General features: G+C 57.5%; 25 protein-coding genes. 19 read left to right on the forward strand and 6 right to left on the reverse strand.

Annotated elements, in window-relative coordinates; genetic code table 11:
- The first annotated feature begins 1 nt into the window (after position 1).
- From BLP65_RS05050 to BLP65_RS05060, 3 genes are read left to right on the forward strand one after another with little or no spacing between them, the layout of a single operon-like run.
- Positions 2–901, forward strand: coding sequence for a selenium metabolism-associated LysR family transcriptional regulator (locus tag BLP65_RS05050; protein ID WP_092993438.1), 900 nt, complete (start codon positions 2–4; stop codon positions 899–901).
- Positions 902–910: 9 nt separating this feature from the next.
- Positions 911–1,258, forward strand: a complete 348-nt coding sequence (locus tag BLP65_RS05055; RefSeq protein ID WP_092993441.1) for a Crp/Fnr family transcriptional regulator — start codon at positions 911–913, stop codon at positions 1,256–1,258.
- Positions 1,255–2,334 carry an AI-2E family transporter gene (locus tag BLP65_RS05060; protein ID WP_092993444.1) on the forward strand — a complete coding sequence of 360 codons (1,080 nt, stop codon included), beginning with the start codon at positions 1,255–1,257 and terminating at the stop codon, positions 2,332–2,334. Before BLP65_RS05055 ends, BLP65_RS05060 begins: the two co-directional genes overlap by 4 nt.
- Positions 2,335–2,448: 114 nt before the next feature.
- On the opposite strand, the gene BLP65_RS05065 is transcribed toward BLP65_RS05060, so the two are convergent.
- From BLP65_RS05065 to BLP65_RS05075, 3 genes are all read right to left on the reverse strand, one after another.
- Positions 2,449–3,876, reverse strand: a complete 1,428-nt coding sequence (locus BLP65_RS05065; protein WP_092993447.1) for a PhoH family protein — start codon at positions 3,874–3,876, stop codon at positions 2,449–2,451.
- Positions 3,877–3,981: 105 nt separating this feature from the next.
- Positions 3,982–4,467, reverse strand: coding sequence for a peroxiredoxin (locus tag BLP65_RS05070; protein ID WP_092993449.1), 486 nt, complete (start codon positions 4,465–4,467; stop codon positions 3,982–3,984).
- A 123-nt stretch (positions 4,468–4,590) separates the two neighbouring features.
- Entirely contained in the window at positions 4,591–5,127 is a 537-nt protein-coding gene (locus tag BLP65_RS05075; protein ID WP_092993452.1) for a glycine cleavage system transcriptional repressor, read from the reverse strand.
- Between the two features lie 292 nt (positions 5,128–5,419).
- Between BLP65_RS05075 and dapA the strand changes: the two genes are divergently transcribed.
- The 7 genes from dapA to BLP65_RS05110 all read left to right on the forward strand — a co-directional run bounded on the left by dapA (position 5,420) and on the right by BLP65_RS05110 (position 13,501).
- Complete coding sequence (gene dapA, locus BLP65_RS05080; protein ID WP_092993455.1) at positions 5,420–6,295, forward strand: 4-hydroxy-tetrahydrodipicolinate synthase; 876 nt, start codon at positions 5,420–5,422, stop codon at positions 6,293–6,295.
- Between the two features lie 41 nt (positions 6,296–6,336).
- Positions 6,337–7,440 (forward strand): outer membrane protein assembly factor BamC, encoded by a 1,104-nt coding sequence (gene bamC / locus BLP65_RS05085; RefSeq protein WP_175452448.1) that lies wholly within the window; start codon positions 6,337–6,339, stop codon positions 7,438–7,440.
- A 4-nt stretch (positions 7,441–7,444) separates the two neighbouring features.
- On the forward strand, positions 7,445–8,206 hold the full coding sequence (locus tag BLP65_RS05090; RefSeq protein WP_092993461.1) for an MBL fold metallo-hydrolase: 762 nt from the start codon (positions 7,445–7,447) through the stop codon (positions 8,204–8,206).
- A gap of 68 nt (positions 8,207–8,274) precedes the next feature.
- A complete protein-coding gene (purC, locus tag BLP65_RS05095; protein WP_092993464.1) occupies positions 8,275–8,988 on the forward strand; it encodes a phosphoribosylaminoimidazolesuccinocarboxamide synthase in 714 nt (237 codons plus the stop codon).
- Between the two features lie 171 nt (positions 8,989–9,159).
- Positions 9,160–11,052, forward strand: a complete 1,893-nt coding sequence (parE, locus tag BLP65_RS05100; RefSeq protein WP_092993467.1) for a DNA topoisomerase IV subunit B — start codon at positions 9,160–9,162, stop codon at positions 11,050–11,052.
- A gap of 81 nt (positions 11,053–11,133) precedes the next feature.
- A complete protein-coding gene (locus BLP65_RS05105; RefSeq protein WP_092994329.1) occupies positions 11,134–11,265 on the forward strand; it encodes a DUF3096 domain-containing protein in 132 nt (43 codons plus the stop codon).
- 409 nt (positions 11,266–11,674) lie between these two features.
- The gene (locus BLP65_RS05110) at positions 11,675–13,501 is read left to right on the forward strand and encodes an asparagine synthase-related protein (protein WP_092993470.1); all 1,827 of its coding nucleotides are present in this window, start codon (positions 11,675–11,677) and stop codon (positions 13,499–13,501) included.
- A 46-nt stretch (positions 13,502–13,547) separates the two neighbouring features.
- On the opposite strand, the gene minE is transcribed toward BLP65_RS05110, so the two are convergent.
- The 3 genes from minE to minC all read right to left on the reverse strand — a co-directional run bounded on the left by minE (position 13,548) and on the right by minC (position 15,450).
- On the reverse strand, positions 13,548–13,805 hold the full coding sequence (gene minE / locus BLP65_RS05115) for a cell division topological specificity factor MinE (RefSeq protein ID WP_092993473.1): 258 nt from the start codon (positions 13,803–13,805) through the stop codon (positions 13,548–13,550).
- 8 nt (positions 13,806–13,813) lie between these two features.
- Positions 13,814–14,623, reverse strand: coding sequence for a septum site-determining protein MinD (gene minD / locus BLP65_RS05120; RefSeq protein WP_092993476.1), 810 nt, complete (start codon positions 14,621–14,623; stop codon positions 13,814–13,816).
- A 146-nt stretch (positions 14,624–14,769) separates the two neighbouring features.
- Positions 14,770–15,450 (reverse strand): septum site-determining protein MinC, encoded by a 681-nt coding sequence (minC, locus tag BLP65_RS05125; RefSeq protein WP_092993479.1) that lies wholly within the window; start codon positions 15,448–15,450, stop codon positions 14,770–14,772.
- A 335-nt stretch (positions 15,451–15,785) separates the two neighbouring features.
- Between minC and BLP65_RS05130 the strand changes: the two genes are divergently transcribed.
- From BLP65_RS05130 to soxA, 9 genes are all read left to right on the forward strand, one after another.
- On the forward strand, positions 15,786–16,430 hold the full coding sequence (locus tag BLP65_RS05130; protein ID WP_092993482.1) for an RNA polymerase sigma factor: 645 nt from the start codon (positions 15,786–15,788) through the stop codon (positions 16,428–16,430).
- A gap of 7 nt (positions 16,431–16,437) precedes the next feature.
- Positions 16,438–16,884 (forward strand): anti-sigma factor family protein, encoded by a 447-nt coding sequence (locus tag BLP65_RS05135; RefSeq protein ID WP_175452449.1) that lies wholly within the window; start codon positions 16,438–16,440, stop codon positions 16,882–16,884.
- On the forward strand, positions 16,881–17,363 hold the full coding sequence (locus tag BLP65_RS05140; protein ID WP_175452450.1) for a periplasmic heavy metal sensor: 483 nt from the start codon (positions 16,881–16,883) through the stop codon (positions 17,361–17,363). Before BLP65_RS05135 ends, BLP65_RS05140 begins: the two co-directional genes overlap by 4 nt.
- Positions 17,364–17,826: 463 nt before the next feature.
- Complete coding sequence (locus BLP65_RS05145) at positions 17,827–19,269, forward strand: hypothetical protein (RefSeq protein WP_092993491.1); 1,443 nt, start codon at positions 17,827–17,829, stop codon at positions 19,267–19,269.
- A 60-nt stretch (positions 19,270–19,329) separates the two neighbouring features.
- Positions 19,330–19,821 (forward strand): hypothetical protein, encoded by a 492-nt coding sequence (locus BLP65_RS05150; protein ID WP_092993493.1) that lies wholly within the window; start codon positions 19,330–19,332, stop codon positions 19,819–19,821.
- A 148-nt stretch (positions 19,822–19,969) separates the two neighbouring features.
- Positions 19,970–20,446: a thiosulfate oxidation carrier protein SoxY gene (gene soxY / locus BLP65_RS05155; RefSeq protein WP_245688240.1), complete on the forward strand. Its 477-nt coding sequence runs from the start codon at positions 19,970–19,972 to the stop codon at positions 20,444–20,446.
- Between the two features lie 40 nt (positions 20,447–20,486).
- Positions 20,487–20,801 (forward strand): thiosulfate oxidation carrier complex protein SoxZ, encoded by a 315-nt coding sequence (soxZ, locus tag BLP65_RS05160; RefSeq protein ID WP_092993496.1) that lies wholly within the window; start codon positions 20,487–20,489, stop codon positions 20,799–20,801.
- A gap of 583 nt (positions 20,802–21,384) precedes the next feature.
- Positions 21,385–21,852 (forward strand): sulfur oxidation c-type cytochrome SoxX, encoded by a 468-nt coding sequence (gene soxX, locus BLP65_RS05165; protein ID WP_092993499.1) that lies wholly within the window; start codon positions 21,385–21,387, stop codon positions 21,850–21,852.
- 10 nt (positions 21,853–21,862) lie between these two features.
- Complete coding sequence (gene soxA / locus BLP65_RS05170; RefSeq protein ID WP_175452451.1) at positions 21,863–22,759, forward strand: sulfur oxidation c-type cytochrome SoxA; 897 nt, start codon at positions 21,863–21,865, stop codon at positions 22,757–22,759.
- Positions 22,760–22,839: the final 80 nt, after the last annotated feature.

Here is a 22,839-nt window from a genome sequence, read left to right on the forward strand (position 1 = left end):
TATGGCTGATAGACGCCTGCAAGTTTTTCACACCGTGGCCCGGTTGCTCAGCTTTACCAAAGCGGCCGAATCGTTACACATGACCCAGCCGGCGGTAACTTTTCAGGTTCGCCAGCTCGAGGAGTATTTCAATACCCGCCTTTTCGATCGTACGCATAACCGGATTAGCCTGACCGAAGCGGGAGAGCGTGTATATCGCTACGCCGACGGGATTTTTGCGCTCTATGCCGAGATGGAGAATGCTGTCCGGGACCTCACCGGAGAGGTGAGTGGGGTACTTTTGGTCGGGGCGAGTACCACCGTGGCCGAGTACATGCTGCCGGCCCTCCTGGGAGACTTCAAGAAAAAGTATCCGGAGGTGACGATCCGCCTTTCGGTAGCCAATAGCGATGCCATTGTGGCCATGGTGGAGAATAACTCTATCGACCTTGGAGTTGTGGAGTCACCAGTCCATAACAAGAATCTGGTGGTCGAGACCTGCCGGGTTGACCAGATGGTGCTGATCATCCCTCCGGGACACGAATTGGCGGGCCGGGATTCGGTTCCCATCTCCACCCTGCTGGAGTACCCCTACATCTGTCGTGAAGAGGGCTCCGGCACCCGTGAGGTGATTCTGGATCAGCTCAAGCAGACCTCCATCGATTCGGCCAATCTTGATGTGGTGATGGAACTGGGCAGCCCGGAAGCGGTGAAGGGCGCGGTCGAAGCGGGGATGGGAATCTCCATTGTATCCCGCGCCACCATTGCCAAGGAGCTGGAGCTGGGTACACTGCTGGCGATTAATATCCAGCCGCCCATGGAGCGTCCGTTTTCCTTCGTCCATCAGAAGCAGAAATTCCGCTTGCGGGCGATCGAAAAGCTGCTCGATTTCGCCAAGATCTATTGTCAGGAACATCCCTGAGCGACCACTATGGGCCATCCCGAAAAAAACCTGCTGGAGTGCTTCCGGCGCTTGCCCGATGCAGAGCGTGACACCTTGGTGGCATTTGCAGAGTTCCTGGTGGAGCGGGCCGGGAGCGAGCCGGTGGACAAGCAGCCCAAACCGATCCCCCGTCCGGAGCAGGAGAGCGTCATCGGGGCCATCAAGCGGCTCTCCGAGACCTATCACATGCTCGACCGCTCTAAAATGCTTCATGAAACCTCGGCCCTGATGGCCCAGCACGTCATGCAGGGCCGGGCCGCCTCTCAGGTCATCGACGAGTTGGAGGTAGTCTTCCGGCGACACTATGAAAAGCAGTTCGGTGACGATAACCGATGAACGTCATCACCGATTGGTTCCGGCGCTACTTCTCGGACCCGCAGGCAGTGCTGCTGGTGGTGCTGCTGATGCTTGGCTTTGGTGTTGTTCTGACCATGGGCCGGATGTTGGCCCCGGTCTTGGCGGCGATGGTCATCGCTTATCTGCTGGAGGGCATCGTCGCGGTCCTTGAGCGGGAAGGAGGCGGACGGACCAGCAGTGTTATCCTGGTCTTCCTCGTGTTCATGACTTTCCTGATGTTCCTGCTGTTCGGGGTGGTGCCGCTGCTGTGGACCCAGACGGTGGAGCTGATTCGTGAGCTGCCGAGCTATGTCAGCACCGGCCGCGACGCCTTGCTGCGACTGCCCGAGCATTACGCCTTCATTTCGGAGCAGCAGGTCAATGAAATCATCAGCGTGCTGCGGCTCCATATCACCAATCTCGGGCAGCGTATGCTTTCGCTCTCCATCTCCTCGATACCGGGTCTCATCACCCTGGTGGTGTACCTGATTCTGGTACCGCTGCTGGTGTTCTTCTTCCTGAAGGACAAGCACCGCATCGTCGTCTGGGTGACCGGCTTCCTGCCACGGGAGCGCTCTCTTGCCTCGCATATCTGGCATGAGGTCGATATCCAGATCGGAAACTACGTGCGGGGCAAATTCTGGGAGATCCTTATCATCGGGGTGGTGACCTATGTGATCTTCGCCCTGATGGACCTCAAGTATGCGATTCTGCTGGGGGTGCTGGTGGGGCTCTCGGTGCTGGTGCCCTATATCGGTGCTGCCGTGGTCACGTTTCCTGTGGCTGTGATTGCCTATTTCCAGTTTGGCTGGACTCCCGAGTTTGCCTGGATCATGGTCGCTTATGGGATTATCCAGGCCATCGACGGCAATCTCCTGGTGCCGCTGCTGTTCTCGGAAGTGGTGAATCTGCACCCGGTGGCGATTATCGTCGCCGTCCTCGTCTTCGGCGGAATGTGGGGCGTATGGGGCGTCTTCTTCGCCATCCCGCTCGCCACCCTCGTCAATGCCCTGATCCGTGCCTGGCCCCGCACCGAACCCGACGACCAAATGCCCGAAGAGCCGGCGAGCAGTTAACCACGGGGAACAAGGGAACGGCTTTTAAACCACAGAGGGCACAGAGAGTTTTAAAAGAAGTTCTCTGTGTTCTCTGTGTTCTCTGTGGTTTTCCGTAGTTCCCCGTGGTTTGATCTAAAGCGCCTCGGAAGCGAAATCCGCCAGCCGCGAGCGTTCGCCGCGGAGCAGGGTGATATGGCCGCTATGGGCCCAGCCCTTGAAACGATCGACGACGTAGGTTAGACCGGAGTTGGTTTCGGTCAGATAGGGCGTATCGATCTGGGCGACATTGCCCAGGCAGATTACCTTGGTACCGGGACCGGCACGGGTGATCAGGGTTTTCATCTGCTTCGAGGTCAGGTTTTGGGCCTCATCGATGATAATGTACTTGTTGAGGAAGGTCCGACCCCGCATGAAGTTCAGGGAGCGGATTTTTACTCGCTTGGCCACCAGTTCCTGGGTGGCTGCCCGCTCCCAGTCACTGTTGTGTTCGGACTGGGTGAGAACCTCGAGATTGTCCATCAGGGCGCCCATCCAGGGGGCCATCTTCTCCTCTTCGGTGCCGGGGAGAAAACCGATATCCTCGCCCACCGGAACGGTGACGCGCGTCATGATGATTTCGCTGTAAAGCTGTTCATCCAGGACCTGCGCAAGGCCGGCCGCCAAGGTCAGCAGCGTCTTGCCGGTACCCGCCTGACCGACCATCGTCACGAAATCGATCTCCGGGTCCATCAGCAGATTCAGTGCAAAGTTTTGCTCCCGGTTACGGGCGGAGATGCCCCAAATCTTTTGACTGCCGCGGAAATCTTTTACGGTTTCGATGATGGCGCTTTCATCCTCCACCGTCCGCACCACGGCCTCGAAGGAAGCGGGCTCGTTGTCGTCTCCGTTCAGGAAAAGGAATTCGTTGGCATGCCAGTGAGCGGCGTCGGGACCGGCTACGCGGTAGAACGTGCGCCCCTCCTTTTTCCAGGATTCCATTTCCTTGCTGTGTAATTCCCAGAAATTGCTGGTCAACTCCTCGTTACCGCTATAGAGCAGATTGACGTCTTCCAGCACCTGATCGTTGCGGTAATCCTCGGCGTGAATACCGATAGCGGCAGCCTTGATGCGCATGTTGGTATCCTTCGATACCAGGATGACCGTCTGTTCAGCGTGCGTTTCCCGGAGCGCGAGGGCCGTTCCGAGGATATTGTTATCCGGCTTGCTGCCCGGCAGGGTGGCGGGAAGATTGGCCTCCATACTGGAGGTCTGGAAAAAGATCCGGCCGGTGGGGCGCTGCCCGGCACTCTCCCCCGGCTCACCGAGGGGAAGGCCCGCGTCGATGTCGGCCTTGTTGGCACCCGTCATCACTTCGTCGAGGAAGCGGCTTGCCTGGCGAGCATTGCGGGCAACTTCCGAATGGCCTTTTTTATTATTGTCGAGCTCTTCGATGACGACCATCGGCAGATAGATATCGTGTTCCTGGAAGCGGAACAGGGCGGTGGGATCGTGCATCAGCACGTTCGTATCAAGCACAAAAAGCCGTTTACCGGCCGGACGGGCGCTTTTGTTGTCAGTCATTGAATGTTCAAAACTCCGGATATTTTTCGAGCGCGGGACGGGCACGCTTGTTGAGAAAAAACGCTGTAAAAACCCCGCGCAATCTGCATCCCAGTGGTGCAATTCTCACTCATGGTTTTGTGCATGGAGTCCTTTAACAGCCTCCAGAACGGCTTCGGCATGGCCGTCCACCTTCACTTTGCGCCACTCCTCCCGCAGGATCCCTGCAGCATCGACAAGAAAAGTACTGCGCTCGATGCCCATGACCTTGCGACCATACATGTTTTTTTCCTTGAGAACGTCGAATGCCCTGCAGAGGAGCTCTTCCTTGTCCGATAGCAAATCGAAGGGGAAGCCCTGCCTGGCCTTGAAGTTTTCATGGGCCTTCACGCTGTCCCGGGATACGCCCAGGATGACCGTATCGTACTTATGAAAGGAATCATGAAGGTCACCGAACGCCTGTCCTTCCCGGGTGCAGCCGGGTGTGCTGTCCTTCGGGTAAAAATAGAGCACCAGGTTCCGACCCCTCAAATCCGACAGACGAATCGTCTGATCGCCGGTCGCAGGCAGGCTGAAGTCGGGGATTTCCTTTCCGATCGCTATTTGGCTCATGGTTGTCCGCTCCTTTCGATATTGGCCTTTGATCCTTCGCCGCGCGCAGGGACGGCGGAATAATTGGACTGCCGGCAACTGCAGCAACTGACTGGTTCCGTTTGCTTGCGGGCGGTTAACTGCTCAACCCTTGACCGGCTCGAGGACTGCATCGAGATTGAGCGAATCGCAGAAATCGAGAAACTCGTTTCGCAACTGGGCGATGTGAATATCGCCGGGAATGTTTACCGTGATGTTGGCCGAAAACATCTGGGTCCCGGTATGGGCCGCGCGATAGCTCTCGGTATAGAGATCCTCGATGTTGATGTTACGGGTCGAGAAAAATCCGGCAATCTGGTTGACGATACCCGGATGGTCGAGTGACACCACATTGATCAGGTAGGGCATCCCGCCGGTCCGATCGGGGCGCTCTTCGGTGCGCTTGGCGATGATGGTCAGCTCAAGCCGCTTTTCCAGCACGGGGAGCAGGTGTTCGAGCTTGGCGACTTCAGCCCAGGAGCCCTCCACCATCAGAAGAATGGCGAACTCGCCGCCCAGAACTGTCATGCGGGTATCGAGGATGTTACAGCCCGCTTCCATTACGGGACCGGTGAGGCGATCGACGATACCGGGCCGGTCCTTGCCGAGTGCGGAGATCACGAGATACTTGGACTGAGTCATGCGGTAGAGTTCTTATCCTTGGAGGTTCCATATTGAGTTTATCACCCAATATGGGCTCCGACATAGCCGCCCCTGGTGCGGCTGCAGGCGTTATTTTGTTGCGCGCCGTACCCCTGCTGCTCAGGCCGGAATCAATGAAGGATTGTAACCACGGGGTACACGGGGTACACGGGGACCACGGGGCACAATGCTCCGCTCACCTCTGGTAGCGCCCGCCTGCGGAACAGTTCGCTTGTCTTCAAACAGGTGCCAAAGTACCATGCATTCTTAATTTTTCGGCTGGAGAACGGGCATGTTTCATGGCAGTCTGGTGGCCCTGGCAACGCCGATGCGGGCCGATGGTTCCATCGACGAGCAGAGCCTGGAACAGCTGGTCGAGTTCCATATTGAAAACGGCACGGACGGAATCGTGGCTGTTGGCACCACCGGAGAGTCCCCAACGCTCGATCATGACGAGCACTGCTGGGTGATAAAACGGGTGGTTGACATGGCCGGCGGCCGGATTCCGGTGATAGGAGGTACTGGCGCCAATTCCACCCGGGAGGCGATCGAGTTGACCCGTTGCGCCATGGAAGCAGGGGTGGACGCCTGCCTGCTGGTGGTACCTTACTACAATAAGCCGACTCAGGAAGGCATGTACCTGCACTTCGCCGCTATCGCAGAGGCGGTTCCGGTGCCTCAACTCCTTTATAACGTGCCGGGTCGTACGGCCTGTGACCTTCTGCCGGATACCGTTGAGCGGCTCTCCCATGTCTCTAATATCGTCGGCATCAAGGAGGCGACCGGGGACATGCAGCGTGCCCGGGAACTGATCGAGCGCTGCGGCGACCGGATGGACATCTTCAGCGGTGATGATGCGACGGCGATGGAGCTGATGCTGATGGGTGGCAAGGGAAATGTCTCCGTGACTGCCAATGTTGCTCCCAGGCAGATGCATGAGATGTGTGCGGCCGCCATTGCAGGCGACCGTGAAATGGCGGAGGCGATCAACAGTAAGCTGATGCCCCTGCACCGCAAACTGTTCGTCGAAGCGAATCCTATCCCGGTCAAATGGGCACTGCATGAAATGGGGCTCATCCCGCCCGGAATTCGTCTGCCTCTGACCGTACTTTCGGATGCACACCACGAAACGGTACGCGACGCACTGCGCCAAGCGGGCGTTCTGTAGGAACCGGGTGCTCCCCATTTTTGAGTGTTGAGGATTTTTCGGTGCGAAGACTGATTTTGATCGTGGCGGCATTGACCCTTTTGTCACTGGTGGCCGGCTGTAGCAGTGGTTCCAAGTCCACCCGTAATGCCGAGTATCGGCAGGCCGGAACGCTGCCGCCACTGGAGATTCCGCCGGACCTGACCAGTCCGGTGGTGCGGAACGACACCTCCCTGCCGGAAATTTCGTCCGGCCAGCACGCCTCTGTGACGGACGCAGGCGGTCAACGTTCGGCTGTGCTTGCCAACAAGAGCAATGTTGAGGTGAAGGGCCGGGGCGACCAGCGATGGCTCCAGATTGATGCCGCGCCCGAAGACGTCTGGAACCGGGTTCGTGGATTTTGGTTGGAGCACGGTTTCGAGCTCGAGATTGATGAGCCGGATATCGGCATTATGGAAACCCGCTGGACCGACGATCCGACCGACAGGCCGGAAGGGTTCCTCCGCAAGTTGCTCGACCGGCTCTATTCTGCGTCATCGCGTGACAAGTTTCGTGTGCGCCTCGAGCGTACTGATGATAACAAAACCGAACTCTATCTGACCCATTACGGGGTAGAGCAGGTGGTGATGGAGCAGCAGGTAAGGGGCAATGAGGACCTGGTCTGGCAGCCGCGTCCGAGCGATCCCGAACTGGCTCAGGAGATGCTGAATCGGATTATGGTTTCCCTGGGAGTTGATGCGCAAACCTCGAGTCGCATGCTCGCTGAGGTAGAACCGGAGCGGCCGCAAGCCGAGCTGGTGAAAGCCGGAAGTGAACTGCATGTCGTTGTGCAAGATGGCTTTGACCGCGCCTGGCGACGCACCGGCATAGCGCTGGATCGCATCGGGTTCGTTGTGGAAGACCGTAATCGCGCCGAGGGTGTGTATTTTGTCCGTTACGTTGATCGGTTGGCCGATGCGGGCGAAAAGGCGGAGCAGGGGTGGCTGAGCAAGCTGTTCGCCAGCGATGACGAGCGTGATTCGGTGAAAGACGGCGAAAAGGCGCGTGTGGTGGTCCGTGGCGACGACCGTGAAACCCGGGTTGCCCTGCAGAACGCCGAAGGCGCTGCCGCCGATCCACGCCGGGCCGAGATGGTGTTGGAGCGATTGGCGCAGCAGTTGCGCTAGCCTGGTGCGATTTGCATCTCTTGGCAGCGGCAGTAGCGGAAATGCTGCACTGGTAGAAGAGGGCGGCACCTGCGTCCTCATCGATTGTGGCTTCTCCGTTCGGGAAACCGTGCGACGGCTGGCCCGTCTGGGTCGCTCGCCGGAATCGATCGACGCGATACTGGTGACCCATGAACACGCTGATCACATAGGCGGCGTGGGGGTTTGGGCCCGGCGCTACGGTACGCAGGTCTGGATGACGCCCGGTACCTGGGGGCGCCGGGACCTCGGTGAGCTTCCCCGGATTGAGTTGTTCAGCTGCCATGAACCGTTTGCCATCGGTGATCTCGAGATTTGGCCTTTTCCGGTACCACACGACGCCCGTGAACCGAGTCAATTCGTGATTGGCAACGGTGCCTTTCGGCTGGGAATCTTGACCGACGCCGGGCGCTCCACACAGCACATCGAAGCGCAACTGGAAGGCTGCGATGCGCTGATGATTGAATGTAATCATGATTCGGGGATGCTGGCCAACGGGCCATATCCGCCCTCACTCAAGGCGCGGGTAGGCGGGGAACATGGACATCTCAGCAACTCCCAGACGGCGGGCGTACTGGAACGGCTGAATACCTCGGGGCTCCAGCACGTGGTAGCCGCCCACCTCAGCGAGAAGAACAATCACCCGGACCTGGCGCGGGCCGCCATCAGTGATGCCCTGTGTTGTGCACCGGAATGGGTTGCGGTGGCTGAGCAGGACGAGGGTTTTGGCTGGCGCGAGATTGTCTGAGCAGATTCTTCGAGATCGCGATGAATTACTATTGATTGCCCTTGTTGGGCGAAATCCGGGAAGCCGATATGGAAAAGAAGTCTGAACTCTACGCCGGCAAGGCGAAATCGGTGTACAACACCGACGAAGCGGACAAGTTGATCTTGCAGTTCCGCGATGACACCTCGGCGTTCGACGGCGAAAAAATCGAACAGTTGGCACGCAAGGGCATGGTGAACAACAAGTTCAACGCCTTCATTATGCAAAAGCTCGAAGAAGCGGGCGTACCCACCCACTTCGAGCGTTTGCTGTCCGACACCGAGTCGGTGGTAAAGAAGCTGGAGATGCTTCCGGTGGAGTGCGTGGTGCGAAATATTGCAGCCGGTTCCATCGTCCGGCGACTGGGCGTGGAGGAGGGCATCGATCTTGACCCGCCCACGTTCGAATTCTTTCTCAAGGATGATGCCCGGCACGATCCGATGATCAACGAATATCACATCCGGACTTTCGGCTGGGCTACAGAGGCCGAGATTGAGCAGATGAAGGCGCTGACCTTCCGGGTGAACGAAGTCTTGAAAGCACTGTTTTGCGACGCGGGGCTGCTGCTGGTCGACTACAAGCTGGAGTATGGCCGATTCGAAGGTCGGATCATCCTGGGTGATGAATTCACACCGGATGGCTGCCGTTTGTGGGATGCGCAGACCCGCGACAAGCTGGACAAGGATCGCTTCCGCCAGGGCATTGGCGGGGTGGTGGAAGCCTATGAAGCGGTGGCACGCCGCCTCGGAGTCTCTTTGGACTGAGCTTCCGCTTATCGGTCGCCAACGCTGATTTCCCCAAGCCACTCTGTGTCCTCCGTGGTTAGACCATTAGCTGCCAACCCCTGAACCCCGGCTGCCGAACCGCCCACTGCGTCCGCTGGTGGATTGCGCTACAATCCAAGCCGCTCAAGCGAACGGAGATTGTGCAGGCCTATGGCTGTTGACTACACCGCTGAATCGATTGAGGTCCTTTCGGGTCTGGAACCGGTGCGCAAGCGCCCCGGCATGTACACCCAGACCGAAAGGCCGAATCACCTGGCCCAGGAGGTCATCGACAACAGTGTCGATGAGGCGATTGCCGGGTACGCCAAGAGCATCGAGGTGACCCTCTACGACGATGGTTCGCTGGCGGTGAAGGATGACGGTCGCGGCATGCCGGTGGACATTCATCCCAAAGAGGGCGTGCCCGGCGTCGAGGTAATCCTCAGCAAACTGCACGCCGGCGGCAAATTCTCCGACAAGAACTACCAGTTTTCCGGTGGTCTGCACGGGGTGGGGATCTCGGTGGTCAATGCCCTCTCCAAACACCTGGATGTCCGGGTGCGGCGCGGTGGAAAGGAGTACAAAATCACCTTCGGCGACGGCAAGAAAAAGTCGGACCTGGAGGTGATTGGTGAGGTGGGCAAGCGTAATACCGGCACCACTCTGCACTTCTGGCCCGACACCACTTTCTTTGATTCGCCGAAATTCTCCGTTCCCCGTCTCAAGCACATCCTTCGGGCCAAGGCGGTGCTCTGCCCCGGATTGCACATCCGCTTCAAGGAGGAGGTCAGCGGCGAAACTACCGAGTGGCTCTACGAAGATGGTCTGCGGGACTATCTGATGGACGCCCTGCAGGGCTGGGAAACCCTTCCCGAGGAGCCCTTTCTGGGTAGCTTCAGCGGAACCACCGAGGCGGCTGAATGGGCGGTGGTGTGGCTGCCGGAGGGGGGTGAAGCAACAGCGGAAAGCTATGTCAATCTGGTGCCCACGGCCCAGGGTGGCACCCACGTCAACGGACTCCGCACCGGACTCACCGAAGCCATTCGCGAATTCTGCGAATTCCGGAATCTGTTGCCACGTGGTGTGAAGATTGCCCCGGACGACGTCTGGGACAAGCTCAGCTATATCCTCTCCGTCAAAATGGCGGATCCGCAATTCTCCGGCCAGACCAAGGAGCGCCTCTCTTCACGGGAGTGCGCCCCGTTTGTCTCGGGAGTGGTGAAGGATGCCTTCTCCCTCTGGCTCAATCAGCACACCGATCTCGGCGAACGCATCGCCGACCAGGTGATCAACAGCGCCCAGTCGCGGCTGCGGGCCGGGCGCAAGGTTGCCCGCAAGAAAGTCACGCAGGGACCGGCCCTGCCGGGCAAACTGGCTGACTGTTCGAGCTCCGATCCGGATCGGACAGAACTTTTTCTGGTGGAGGGTGATTCGGCCGGTGGTTCGGCCAAACAGGCCCGCAACAAGGAGTTTCAGGCCATCATGCCGCTACGCGGCAAGATCCTGAATACCTGGGAGGTGGACCCGGCCGAAGTGCTGGCGTCCCAGGAAGTACACGATATCGCCGTTGCCATCGGTGTCGATCCCGGCTCTGAAAACCTGTCAGGGCTTCGCTACGGCAAGATTTGTGTGCTCGCCGATGCCGACTCCGACGGTGCCCATATTGCCACGCTCCTGTGTGCGCTCTTTTTGCGCCATTTCCGTCCGCTGGTGGCTTCCGGCAATGTCTACATCGCCATGCCGCCGCTCTATCGGATCGATGTGGGCAAGGAGCTTTTCTATGCCCTGGACGACGCCGAGCGCCAGGGCGTGCTGGATCGCATTGCCGCCGAAAAGAAAAAGGGCAAGGTGGCGGTCACCCGCTTCAAGGGACTGGGCGAGATGAATCCCATGCAGCTGCGTGAGACCACCCTGGCCCCCGATACGCGACGCCTGGTGCAGCTGACGGTCGAACCCGGCGACGATACCAACCAACTGATGGATATGCTTCTCGCCAAGAAGCGCTCACCAGAGCGTAAATCATGGCTGGAGCAGAAAGGGGATTTGGCGGAAGTGCTGGCATAGCGGATACGTCTTCAGCTTACGGAGTCCGCTTTGCTCCCCACCGGCTACACTTGGGGAAACGAACGGAAAACGGACCTTTCCATGACCATGGTCACCATACAACCTATTGTGGCACTGATTGCCGGGATCCTGATTTTACTGGTTCCGCGGATGCTGAATTATGTTGTCGCCGTGTACCTCATCATCGTCGGAATCCTCGGCCTCATTCAGTAGTAGCTAGTGGTGCCGAAGGGTGCTTGTGTGCCGGCCCGAAGGGAGCCCCGCTAAATGGGCTCATCCTGCGCCACGATGTAGGTCGACTTTAGCCCTTCGCAAACCGATGACCCCCTGAAGGCCGACCTACAGGCATCCTGCCCGGGCCGGCGCGTGTATTCCAAGCAGCGCAGCGCGCCTTGCCCTGGACCCATTAGCGGGGCTCTGAGTGTCACACTATTTCCCGCCCGCATGGACCACAAGCCGGCGAGAACCGCTCTTCGCGAGTTCCGTTCGCGCACGAACTAACATCGACTCTTTGGCATTCTCCTGACTGCCTCATCGGTAGTGGTAAGTCCGTGGCTTCTTGCCATACTTTTCTGTCTGAAGGGCTGGAGCACGCAACCCTCGGAACGGAAAGCAGAGGCCTATGCCAGGTATCGTGATCAGCTACGACCCGCGTGGCCGTAACGGAGAAAACGCTCGTACTGTTGCGGCTATGCTGCGTGGACTTGGCCGTCCCGATTGTGAGCCTTCCATGCATATGGAAGGCGAGGTGGTATTGGCGTCCTGTGGCGGAAGATCGCTGCATTGGGATGCCTCTCACAGCTGTTGTGTGCTGTTCGAGGGAGAGTTGGTGGGTGAGGGCCGCGATGCCCCTGAACTCCGGCTTCTGGAGCTCTACCGGGAACGTAAAGAGGGTTTTGTCGAGACTCTGAATGGCACGTTTGCAGCCGTAATCTGGGACATGGCTTGCAAGCGCCTGATGGTGGCCAATGACCGATTCGGGCTTCACCCACTCTATAAGGCTTTCGTGGACGGGCGCCACATTTGGGCCTCATCCCCCAAGGCGATGCTGGCCAATCCGGCATTTCCGGCGCACCTCAACCCGGCCGGTCTGGCCGATTTTCTCGGGCTCAATCTGTTCCAGGCCGACGATACCCTGGTCCGAGGCGTCTCCGAAATCACCCCGGGAACCTTCACGGTTTGCGAGCCCGACGGCATGCGAACGCTGCGCTATTGGGATTTTGTCCTCAGCGAGGAGGAGAATGGCCGTTCCGCCCGGAGTTACGTGGACGGTGCTGTTGATGTACTTCGAGCCAGTGCCGATCGCAGGCAGGCCCATGGGGAAACCAGCGGTTTCCTGTTGAGTGGCGGGACCAGTTCCCGCGTAGCTCTCGGTGCACTCGATCGGAGTCGATTGGTCGGGTTGGCTTTCGGCGCTCCGAACAGTTCGGAGGCGGCCTTTGCCTGGCAGGTAGCGGAAACCGCAGGCATTCCGTTTCGGTTTCATGCCCTCGGACCGGAGCGACTGAAAGCTGACGCCCCCCGGGGTATTGAGCTCAGCCCCGAACCGCTAAGCTGCATCCAGTTCGATGGACTCGGGGCGTGGGGAATGAACGATACCGACGCTACGGTGATCGTCACCGGGTGCGGCGGCGCCGCTGTATTCGGGCAACCCGCGCGGCCGCGAGAGTGGGCCAACGAATTTACCGCCGAACGCCATTTCGAGGCTTTGCGCATTTTCAGCGATGAGGATTTGTCACAACTGCTTCAACCGGAATGGTACCGAGAGGTTGAAGGCGCAGCAGTGCATCGGTTTCGGGATGACCTCGCACGCTGCCCGTCGCGCCACGGGATCCACCGGTTGGACTACTGGGCGCTGCGCCAGTGGACCCGCCGCCTCGATAGCCGGTTGGCCCATCTCTTTCCCGACGGGACACGGATACGACCCCTGTTTCTGGACAACGAAGTGGTCGATTTTGCCCGTGCACTGCCCCCATCGCTGCGTTGGGGTGAAAAATCGGTCTATCGACGTGCCCTGTTGAAGATCGCTCCCGAACTGGCCAGCCTGCCGGCGACGACTACAGGCGGTCTGCCGCTCTCCTACGGCCTGCGCAGGCTGCGATATCATCACCGCCTCGCTGCATGGCGCCAACGATTCAGTCGGCTATCCGCAGGCACTCCGGTTGCCAGTCGGCCGCTCGGTGCCGCACCCGATTATGCCTCCTGGTTGAGGGGGGAGCTCCGCGACTGGATGACAGAGCTGCTGCTGGAGCCACGGACACTCGATCGTGGCCTGTGGCGTCGGGAAGGGCTCTCTGCCCTGATCACCGACTGTCTGGATGGGGGCGAGCGGGCCGGGTCCGCCGCCCGCAAGCTCTTCACCCTGATCAGCCTCGAACTGTGGTGCCGCCGCTACTTCGATACCGCCGGAGCGGCGGTTCTGCCGAGCGACCACTCCGAGGCCCGCTAGCGGTTTCGCCGGTGTCCTCTATCAACAGCCAGTAATCGAATTCTACTTAAGGCTTGTCCGGCAGTGTGACATTCAGTTCCAGTACCTCGTAGTCCCCTTCCTGTTCGAGGTTGACATGGACCTGTTCCTGATCGATGGGGATGTATTTGCGGATGACTTCCAGTATCTCCCGCTGCATGGCCGGGAGAAACTCATAACGACTGTTGCGTTCGCCGCGCTGGTGGGCGATCACGACCTGTAGCCGCTCCTTGGCCAGCTTGGCGGTGCTGGGCTTTGATTCGCGGAAGTATTTGAGTAGACCCATGATTCACCTCAACCGAAGAGTCGTTTCAGCAAGCCCTTGGGTTCCGCCTCGACGAAACGAAGCGGTACCTGTTCACCGAGGAAACGGGCGACGGCGTCGGAATAGGCCTGTCCCGCCCGGTCCTTTTGATCCAGGATTACCGGCTGACCGGCGTTGGACGCCTGTAGTACACTTTCCGATTCGGGAATTACGCCCAGCAGTCCGATCCCGATCAGCTCGACGATGTCGTCCACGCTCAGCATGTCACCCCCGGAGACCCGCTCCGGCGCGTATCGGGTGATCAAGAGATGCTCCCTGACCGGCTCATCCCCCTGTTCCGCACGGCGCGATTTGCTGGCGATGATACCGAGCATCCGATCGGAATCGCGCACCGAGGAGACTTCCGGGTTGGTGACCACGACGGCTTCATCAGCATAGTACATGGCCATCTGTGCACCGCCTTCGATGCCGGCCGGCGAGTCACAGACGATGTATTCGAATCCAGCCGCCTTCAGTTCTTCAATGACCTGACCGACCCCCTCACGAGTGAGTGCGTCCTTGTCCCGTGTCTGGGATGCAGGCAGGACGTAGAGTCCATCGACACGTCGGTCCTTGATGAGTGTCTGATTGAGGTTGGCCTCGCCCTGGACCAGATTGACGAAATCGTACACCACGCGCCGTTCGCAACCCATAATCAGATCCAGGTTGCGCAGGCCCACGTCGAAATCGACTACGACACTCTTGTGGCCCCGCAGGGCCAAGCCGGTGGCAAACGCAGCACTTGTGGTGGTTTTTCCTACACCTCCCTTGCCGGAAGTCATAACGATTACTCTGCTCAATGTGCTCTCCCCGCTTCTTGCTCGCACTAGTGATCAGTCAGGTCAGGCACGCCTGACAAGTTGTGGCCGATAGGAGGTTCCCGTGCCTCGCGGCCTTTATTGGCGCCGTCCTGCACTGGGACGGGCGCTCGGTCGCACCGGACATCTTACACGGTCTCGATGCGCAACTGTTTGCCATCAAGATGGATGTACGCCGGCCCGCCGTATTGGTCAGCCTCCTGCTCCTCCAGGGGCCGGTAGTGTCCTGCCACAGAGACCATTTCGGCATGTAGCGCACTACAGGAGATAACAGCCCTTTCGTCCCCTAGTATTCCCGCCAGCGCACGCCCCCGCAGCGGCGCGTGAACGTGGATCGAGCCCCCTGCCAACACCTCCGCGCCGGCGCTTACCTGAGCCAGTAGAATCAGATCACCGGGGGTATGGATCTGTTGTCCCGAGCGGACCGGATGAGTGATGACGCGCGCCGGCGGGCGCTTCGACTCCGGTTCCGGAGTCTCTTCAACAGCCCGCTCCCGCTGCCCGCCCAGTAATCGCCAGCCGGCAGTCTGTGCTGCATCTGACTGCGTCGGCCCGGCATTGCAGACTCCGGCCGGGATAATGCCCGCCTCGCGCAAGGCGGCATCCAGCGCCACGAAGTCGGGCAGTGATTCCGTCCCTTGCAACGGCATCAGATCCAGCACCACGAGCGCCCCCTGGAACATGCCCGGTGCTTTGGAAATGGTCTCTTCCAGTGCTCGACGGAAGCTTTTGACATCCGTATCGCACAACAGCAGACGTTGCATCAGCTGCATACCGGCACGTAGCTCGAAGGGGCGGGGGTCGCTCATATTCCGTTAACATATTCCGAAAGAAACCTCACCGCATTATACCGGCCAGAGGTACCTTTGTGGGAACAGCGATTTGATCGTATCCGGCGGGGGTGCCATCGGATCGGAACAGGTGAACCCCTTAACATACGGCGACATTCATCGCCTGAATAATGGCCTGGCGGGACCTGCTACGAATGTGGCCCGATCGAGCCACCTGCCGCTTGCGCGATCGGCGATCACCTGGCTGTTTTTTCGGAGAAGAAACAGTTGCTTGCGAGAGAGGAAGGAATACGGGGGTCTGGCCTGTAGCGAAACTGAACCGAAACCTGGAACTTTTATGTCTGTAGAGCGTTATGACAATAAATGATTACGGAGTACGGCTGAAGGTGTCTGTTCTATCGATCGCCCCGATCCTGAGTGGCTTGGGCAGGTCCAAACGGAGGGATGTCCGCGAACTTCCGGATGAAGAGTGCGCCGAAAGGTCCGGAGCCGGGGACAACGACGCCTTCGCCGAGCTGGTGCGGCGCTATCAGAATCGTGTCTATCGCTATATCAAACGCATGGTCGGTTCCGGGGAGGAGGCGCGTGATCTTACACAGGAGACCTTTTTGCGGGTGTATAAAGCGCTGCCGAAATGGAATGAGCAGGCCCTGTTCCGCGCATGGCTGTTTCGGATCGCCAGTAATGCAGCGATTGATGAATTACGCCGCCGCCATGACCATCGTCACCAGTCACTCACTGGACTTGACGAACCGGTGTCAGAACAGCCAACCGTTGAACATACCCACTACACTGCAGAACGTTGTCTCTTTCTTGAGAAGGCACTTACCCGAATTTCAGAGATTTATCGCCAGCCCCTGCTTCTGCGAGAGCTTGAGGGCATGACCTACTCGGAGATAGGCAAGTTGCTGGATTTGACCGAAGGCACTGTAAAATCCCGTATTGCTCGTGCGCGTGCGCAGCTGTGCGAACTATTCAAAAACTGCGGATATGGTTGACAGTACCATGACGGATCCTTGCCCGAAAATCGAGATGCTCTCTGCATATGTGGATGGGGAGCTGCCTTCAGTCGAGATGTTTGCGCTGGACGAACATGTGTCCAGTTGCGTCCGCTGTCGGGAGACGGTCTCCGGAATCCACCTGCTGGGTTCGGCGCTCAACGAGGAAGATGCACCGCCCATTGACCTCGTTCCGGAAATCATGGAACGCATCAAATGCGAGCGGGATGTGGTTGAAGTGATGGGGATGGGCTGGAGTCGATGGAGCCCCGTGTCGCTCTCTGCTGCCGCCGGGATAATGCTGGCGATTGGCGTACTCGTCGGCCATGGCGTTTTTTCCCACTCGGCATCGTCAACCGATCCATTGACAGGCAGAATGTGGGCCTTCGATCTAATTCCGCCTGGCGGGGTGTGCATTCACAACAACGCTTGCTTCGAGGTGCGCGCCCAATGAAACGATACTGCCTGCCAACTCTGCTGATCCTTTCGCTGGCTCTGAATGGAGGTGTTCTTGGCATGGGTGGCATCTATCTCGCCGAAAGCTGGTTCGGTCCCAAGCCGGCTCAGGGTCATGCCATGCTGGTTCAATATCTCGAGCTGGAGGGAGAGCAGCGGCGGATCTGGCAGGAAAAAGAAAAAGGCTTCATGAACGACTTGACCCGTGCCTGGAAGCAGATTCATGGTCATCGTGAAAAGATGATACGTGAGATCTTTTCCGATTCACCAGACCAGGAGTTTATCGAGCTCCAGCGCGCGGCCATCTCTAAAGTCCAGGAGCAGCAGCAAAACTACGTGATTGCGCAGATGATGGCAGAGCGGGAAATACTCGACGCCAACCAGCGCCAGAAGTTGGCTGATCTGCTGATTCAGCAGAACCCGATAGGCTCCCTCGAAAAAGTCCTCGCCGACGAGCTTCACCATCCCCACGACTAGCACTTCTAATTATCCCACGCTGATTTTGTATACCTGAACTGGCTGTGCGGCGGCCCCGTCGCATCCTGGCCTTTGTGGCCGTAAAGGTTCGCCCTTTTCCAGGCCCCGCATGTACAACCCGGGTCGTTGGTAGTGCCCGTATGCGTATTCCTTGGAAGTGAAGAACAAATCCTTCGCTTTTAAAGCAATCCCCATCTGAAAGCGACGTCATCAACTGTGCCTGTGAATTTTTATTAACACTATCATTATATTTAAATATTGGTTTATTAAGATTGTATGTGTTGCCCGTCTTGTTTTTGAGTTGCGGATTATTGTCGATAATTTTTTATAAACTTAGTTGGAACCTTTTCCTTTTGCTCCCGTTAATTATTAAGACAACGACGCATTTGTGTCGTGATGAGCGAAAAAAAATGGGTTTGTGCAGTAAGCGCAATCCGTGATTATCACAAAGGGGGAAGAGCGCATGTGGAAGAAAAGTGTACTCGCCTTGGCGGGAGGGGTTTTGGCTACCTTTGCAGCCAACGTCTACGCGGTGAACTGGATTATGATACAGGGCACCGAGCCGCCGAATTCCAAACCACGGTTTTTCGGTGCGGCTGCATTGACCTATTCCAACTTCGTGGGGTGCGACCGGTTGTCCGGCATGGCCAAGCCTGACGGCACACCGGATGGCGATCTGAACGCGGGTCCCGGTCTGAACAACGGCTATTACGTAAACAACTGTCGTGTCGGACCGGAGCTCGAAAACAAGGATAGCGGGTTCAATCTGAACGCCCTGGTCCTGGGGTCTCGCGGACCGATCACTGATAAGACCAATTACTTCATCACTACCCAGTTCGGCTCCAATGCGGCGACCTACTTACCGATGAATACGGATCGTGAAAGAATCGGGACTCTGACGGATGCCAGTGTTACGTTCAATCACATTCCACGGGCCCGGCTGAAAGTGGGGCTGTTCAAAAAGCCCGGACCCGAAGAGCTCATGCAGTCGCTAAAAAATCACAACTTTATCTACTTGACCGACTTTACGCGACGCGATCAGATTGAGCGCTTTGTCACCGGCAACGCAAAAGGAACAAAACCGATCCCGGACCAGGGTACGCCTGTCACGGAAGCCTACGATGCCGATGTCGGTCGGGATTGGGGCGTTCAGTTCTTCGACGCCTTCCGCATCGCCGACTGGCAGCATACGTATGCGGTGATGGCCGGAAATGGGAACGGTATTCATCAGACCGATAACAATAGCGAAAAGGATCTGAACCTGTACTGGTCGTCAGAAAAGGACCTTCCTGGCGGTAAAGGGCCATATAAGCATGGGATCAAGTTCTACGGCTATCACCAGAAGGGTGTCCGCAACTTCATCAAAGCCGACGGAACTGACAGCGAGGACTTTGACCGCATCCGCTACGGCGTCGGTATGAAAGCGCTGGGCAAGCTCGGCGGATACAAGCAGAGATTCGCAGTTGATTTGATGTATGCGGATGGCATGGTGCTACAGTCTGCGGTGACCAGCTGCACCGACTGTCCGTATGGCGGTCAGATACAGATTGCAGCGGAAGAGGGCAACAAGGCGCGTGGAACCACGATTGATTACGGGTTCTATCTGAACAAAAAGTGGCAGTTCGACGCGCGCTGGTCACGTAATAATCTCCTTTATGAGACGGCGGCCAACACCAAATGGAGTCCTTCGGATGAGCGCATCATCACCGAGTTTGCCGTCGGTACCAATTATCACATAAGTCCCAAGACGCGCCTGACCCTGAACTACGTGTTTAGGGACTCGGAGGCACCCAATGCCGTGGAACATTCCAATGCGAACATAGCGGAAGTAAAGACCCAGAACGCGGAAAACGCCACGTCGACCGTCGGTGATGTGCTTGGCCTGCGGATAATGCACTTTTTCTGATAGTTTGAATTTTTATTAGATTCTTGTTGTTTCCAGTGGTGTAAATAGAAGAGGTATGAAATGCGTATAAACGGAAAGCTGGTCGCAATTTGCTTGATGGGCGCGGTCGGGGTTAGCTCCGTAACGGCCTGCGCGGCGCGAGGAGAACCAGTACCGAATCAACAAAAAGATCCCGACCAGCGGATCGTACTGGAATTGCCGCCGGATGAGCATTACATGGTGTTAGAGGAGATGCGCAACTTTGTAGTGGCGATTCAGCAGATCGCCGATGGTTTGGCTCGCGATGATTTTGATCAGGTGGCGGCTGCGGCAAAGACCATGGGAAGTGGCGCTGCCAACGAGATACCTCCTCGTGTCGTAAACAAACTGCCGGAGACCTTTAAACAGTTAGCGGGCAAGGTGCATACCACCTACGACGCCATCGAGTTGGACGCCGGCAGTATGGCTGACACTCACCTGGCCCTGGAACAGCTTGGCGAGTTGTATGGGTATTGTGTGGCATGCCACGCCACCTATCAGTTGAAAAAAATTCCGTTTCCCGACGCAAAGTAATTAACCTTCGGAAACAGTATGACAACCAGCAGTTGGTGTTCGCTCAGGTGACCAAGGTCTGTTAAAAAACTTACAGCAGGCACAGGTCGGCTCTATCGAAAGTGACAAGGTTTTGCTGGTAACAAGCATTAATGACAGGAGTAAAAGAATGATGACAAACATGAAGCGCCGGACCTTGCTTAAAGGCTCTTTTGCGGGCGCTACGATGGCGATCGCCGCCGGCGCTGGATTGTTGAAGCCCAGCCGGGTCCTGGCGGCCTGGCCTGAAAAAGCCTTCAAGGCAGAAAAGGTGGATGGTTTTCTGCAGAACATCTATGGCAATACCAGCCTCGAGGCCAGTGATGATATTCAAATCCAGGTGCCGGAGATTGCGGAAAACGGTGCGGTCGTGCCGGTGACAGTCACTACCGGCATGGCCAATGTCCAGAGTATCGGAATAGCTGTCGTCAACAACACGAATCCCCTCGCGGCAGTATTTCATATGTCCGACAACACAGACGGTTATGTATCCACTCGCCTGAAAATGGCCGGAACTTCTGACGTGCTGGCAACGGTGAAGGTGGGAGATGAAACCTTCTTTGCCCGCAAGGAGGTCAAGGTCACTATCGGTGGTTGTGGCGGCTGAACGATCAGCCAATTAAAACGCAAGAACAGGAGTAACAGCAATGGCTGGCAGCATCATGATTCGTGCCAATAAAAACGGCGAGCTAACTACGGTCAAGGCCTTGATTAAGCACCCGATGGAGACGGGCCTGCGTAAGGACAAGAAGAGCGGCAAGAAGATCCCGGCGCATTTTATCCAGGAAGTGAGTTGCAAGCATGCCGGTAAAGAGGTGATGAGTGCACAGTGGGGGGCCTCCGTATCGAAGAATCCGTACTTCACCTTTCGCTTCCGCGGCGCCGATAAGGGCGATCGCGTAACGCTGACCTGGGTTGATAACCAGGGCGGCAGCGAGTCCGGGGAAGCCGAGGTCGCTTGACTCCCGAATTACTGCAACTGCGCGGGCAGGGGGCAGGCCCGCGCAGTTTATCTTGCCTGCAAGTCACGTTCTCGGGCAGGGCGCGGTTGCTGATCCTTTCTGTCAGTGCAAGGCGCAGTCTCAGGTTTTTGGTTGACGCGTCGCCCTATCGGCGGGGACTGAGTTTTTTCCTTGCGTGCCGTACCCCCTGCTGCGCAGGCCCGAATCAGTGAAGAACTCTTAGCCGTCATTGCGAGGAGCCCCAGCGACGCGGCAATCCGGGGTTTTGGGAGCAGTAGATTACTTCGTCGCCGGGGCTCCTCGTAATGACAGCAGGAAAGGGCAAGTTATTCAGGAGGACGCCTACAGAAATGTAGGCGGTAGAGCGACCCATGCCGCCATGGATGGTGGCAATAGAGAATGTCGGGAACCTATTCTCGAGGATGCCAAAGCCGAGCCCCAGCGATGCGGCAGTCTCGGAGTTGGGAGTAGAGATTACTTCTCGCCGAGGCTCCTCGCAATGACTGCGGCGGCAAGTTCTTCAGGAGGGGTTCAGTAATTATTGCTCTCGGATAGTAGTAATAAAAACCAGGAGGATGGGGATATGTCTATCGGACGCGTAATAAGTTTTTTGTTGCCTGTATGCGTCATGCTGGCGGTCAGCGGACAGGTGACGGCGGAACAAAAGAAGAAGGTGACAAAACCTTCGGAGTTCCCATGTCTGAGTTACACGGCACCGTGCGGAAAAATCGGGGTGCGGCCGGTCGTGAAAAAGATGCCGCAAGACCTCTCTTTGGGTGATCCGGAAAGGGGTAAACAAATCGCCTTCAAGCGGAAAAAGGGTAACTGCCTGGCGTGTCATCGAATGAAAGGCGGGTCGCAGTCAGGTACTCGTGGACCGGATTTGAGCCAATACGGTTCCTCAGGTCGAACTGCCGCCGAAATATACGCGATGATTTACGATAATCGCTGGCAGTTTCCAGACACCGTGATGCCTCCATTTGGAACAAATGAGGTTTTGACCGATCGCGAAATCCGTGACGTTGCTGCTTTCCTGCGGGCGTCGCGCTAAGGGGTGCATGATGAAACTGAAAGCCATTTTTGTCGTACTTGCCGGTATGTTTGCCACCTCCGCCCTGGCCGTCGAAGCGGCGAAGGATACCTATCCGCGTACTGCGATTGTTCCAGCACACGGGGTCTGGGGAGATGAAGCGTTTTCCAATACGATTCAGTACTGGGGTAGCGAAGAGGCCCTGAGTCAAAATGCTGCACTGCAGAATGATCCCGACAAGGTCTGGAAGCTGAATCATAAACACAAGGATGGTGACCGGATCGATATCCACCCGGGACACATCGGGGTGGATGAAGGCCGGGAAATGGTGGACTCGTGGAGCAGCAAGAAACCGGAGTTTCTCAAGTGTTTGTCGGAGGGTAAGGGATCGCTGGACGGACTTGCTGCAAATTATCCTAAATATGATGAGAAGCTCGAGCGGATAATGACGGTCGAGGCCCGCATCGAACACTGCTCGCAGACCCATTTGCCGAAGAAGATCAAACAAGGCTCGCCAGCCAATACCACCATCGCCCTTTACGTGAAATCGCTAAGCGCAGGAAAGCCGATTCAGGTTGACCTTTCGTCGGCTCCCGTAGAGCAGGCGTACCAGCGTGGCGAAAAGCTCTTTTACAAGCGTATTGGTCAGCTCAATTTTGCCTGTGCATCCTGCCACACTCCGGGAGGTGTGATGGGACACAAGTTGCGCGGCGAAGTTCCTACAACCCCATTCGGTGATGTGGCGCATTATCCGACCTACCGGACGCCGGTGGGGGAGTTGGAGCCGTTGCACCTGCGCTTTAAGCGTTGCCACAAGCAGATGCGCGCACAGCCGTTGCCGCCGGGCGATCCGGCCTATACGGACCTCGAAGTGTTCTTCTCCGTCTTGTCCAATGATTACCCGATTTCGGTACCTTCATTGCGGTGAGAGAGCTTCCATCCTGAAGTATTTAGGTGAGGCAGGGAAGCCTCGCCATTTTAGATGCGCCGTCTCCCAGGTAGGGGGAG

This window comes from Thiohalomonas denitrificans (assembly GCF_900102855.1).
Taxonomy (GTDB): domain Bacteria; phylum Pseudomonadota; class Gammaproteobacteria; order Thiohalomonadales; family Thiohalomonadaceae; genus Thiohalomonas; species Thiohalomonas denitrificans.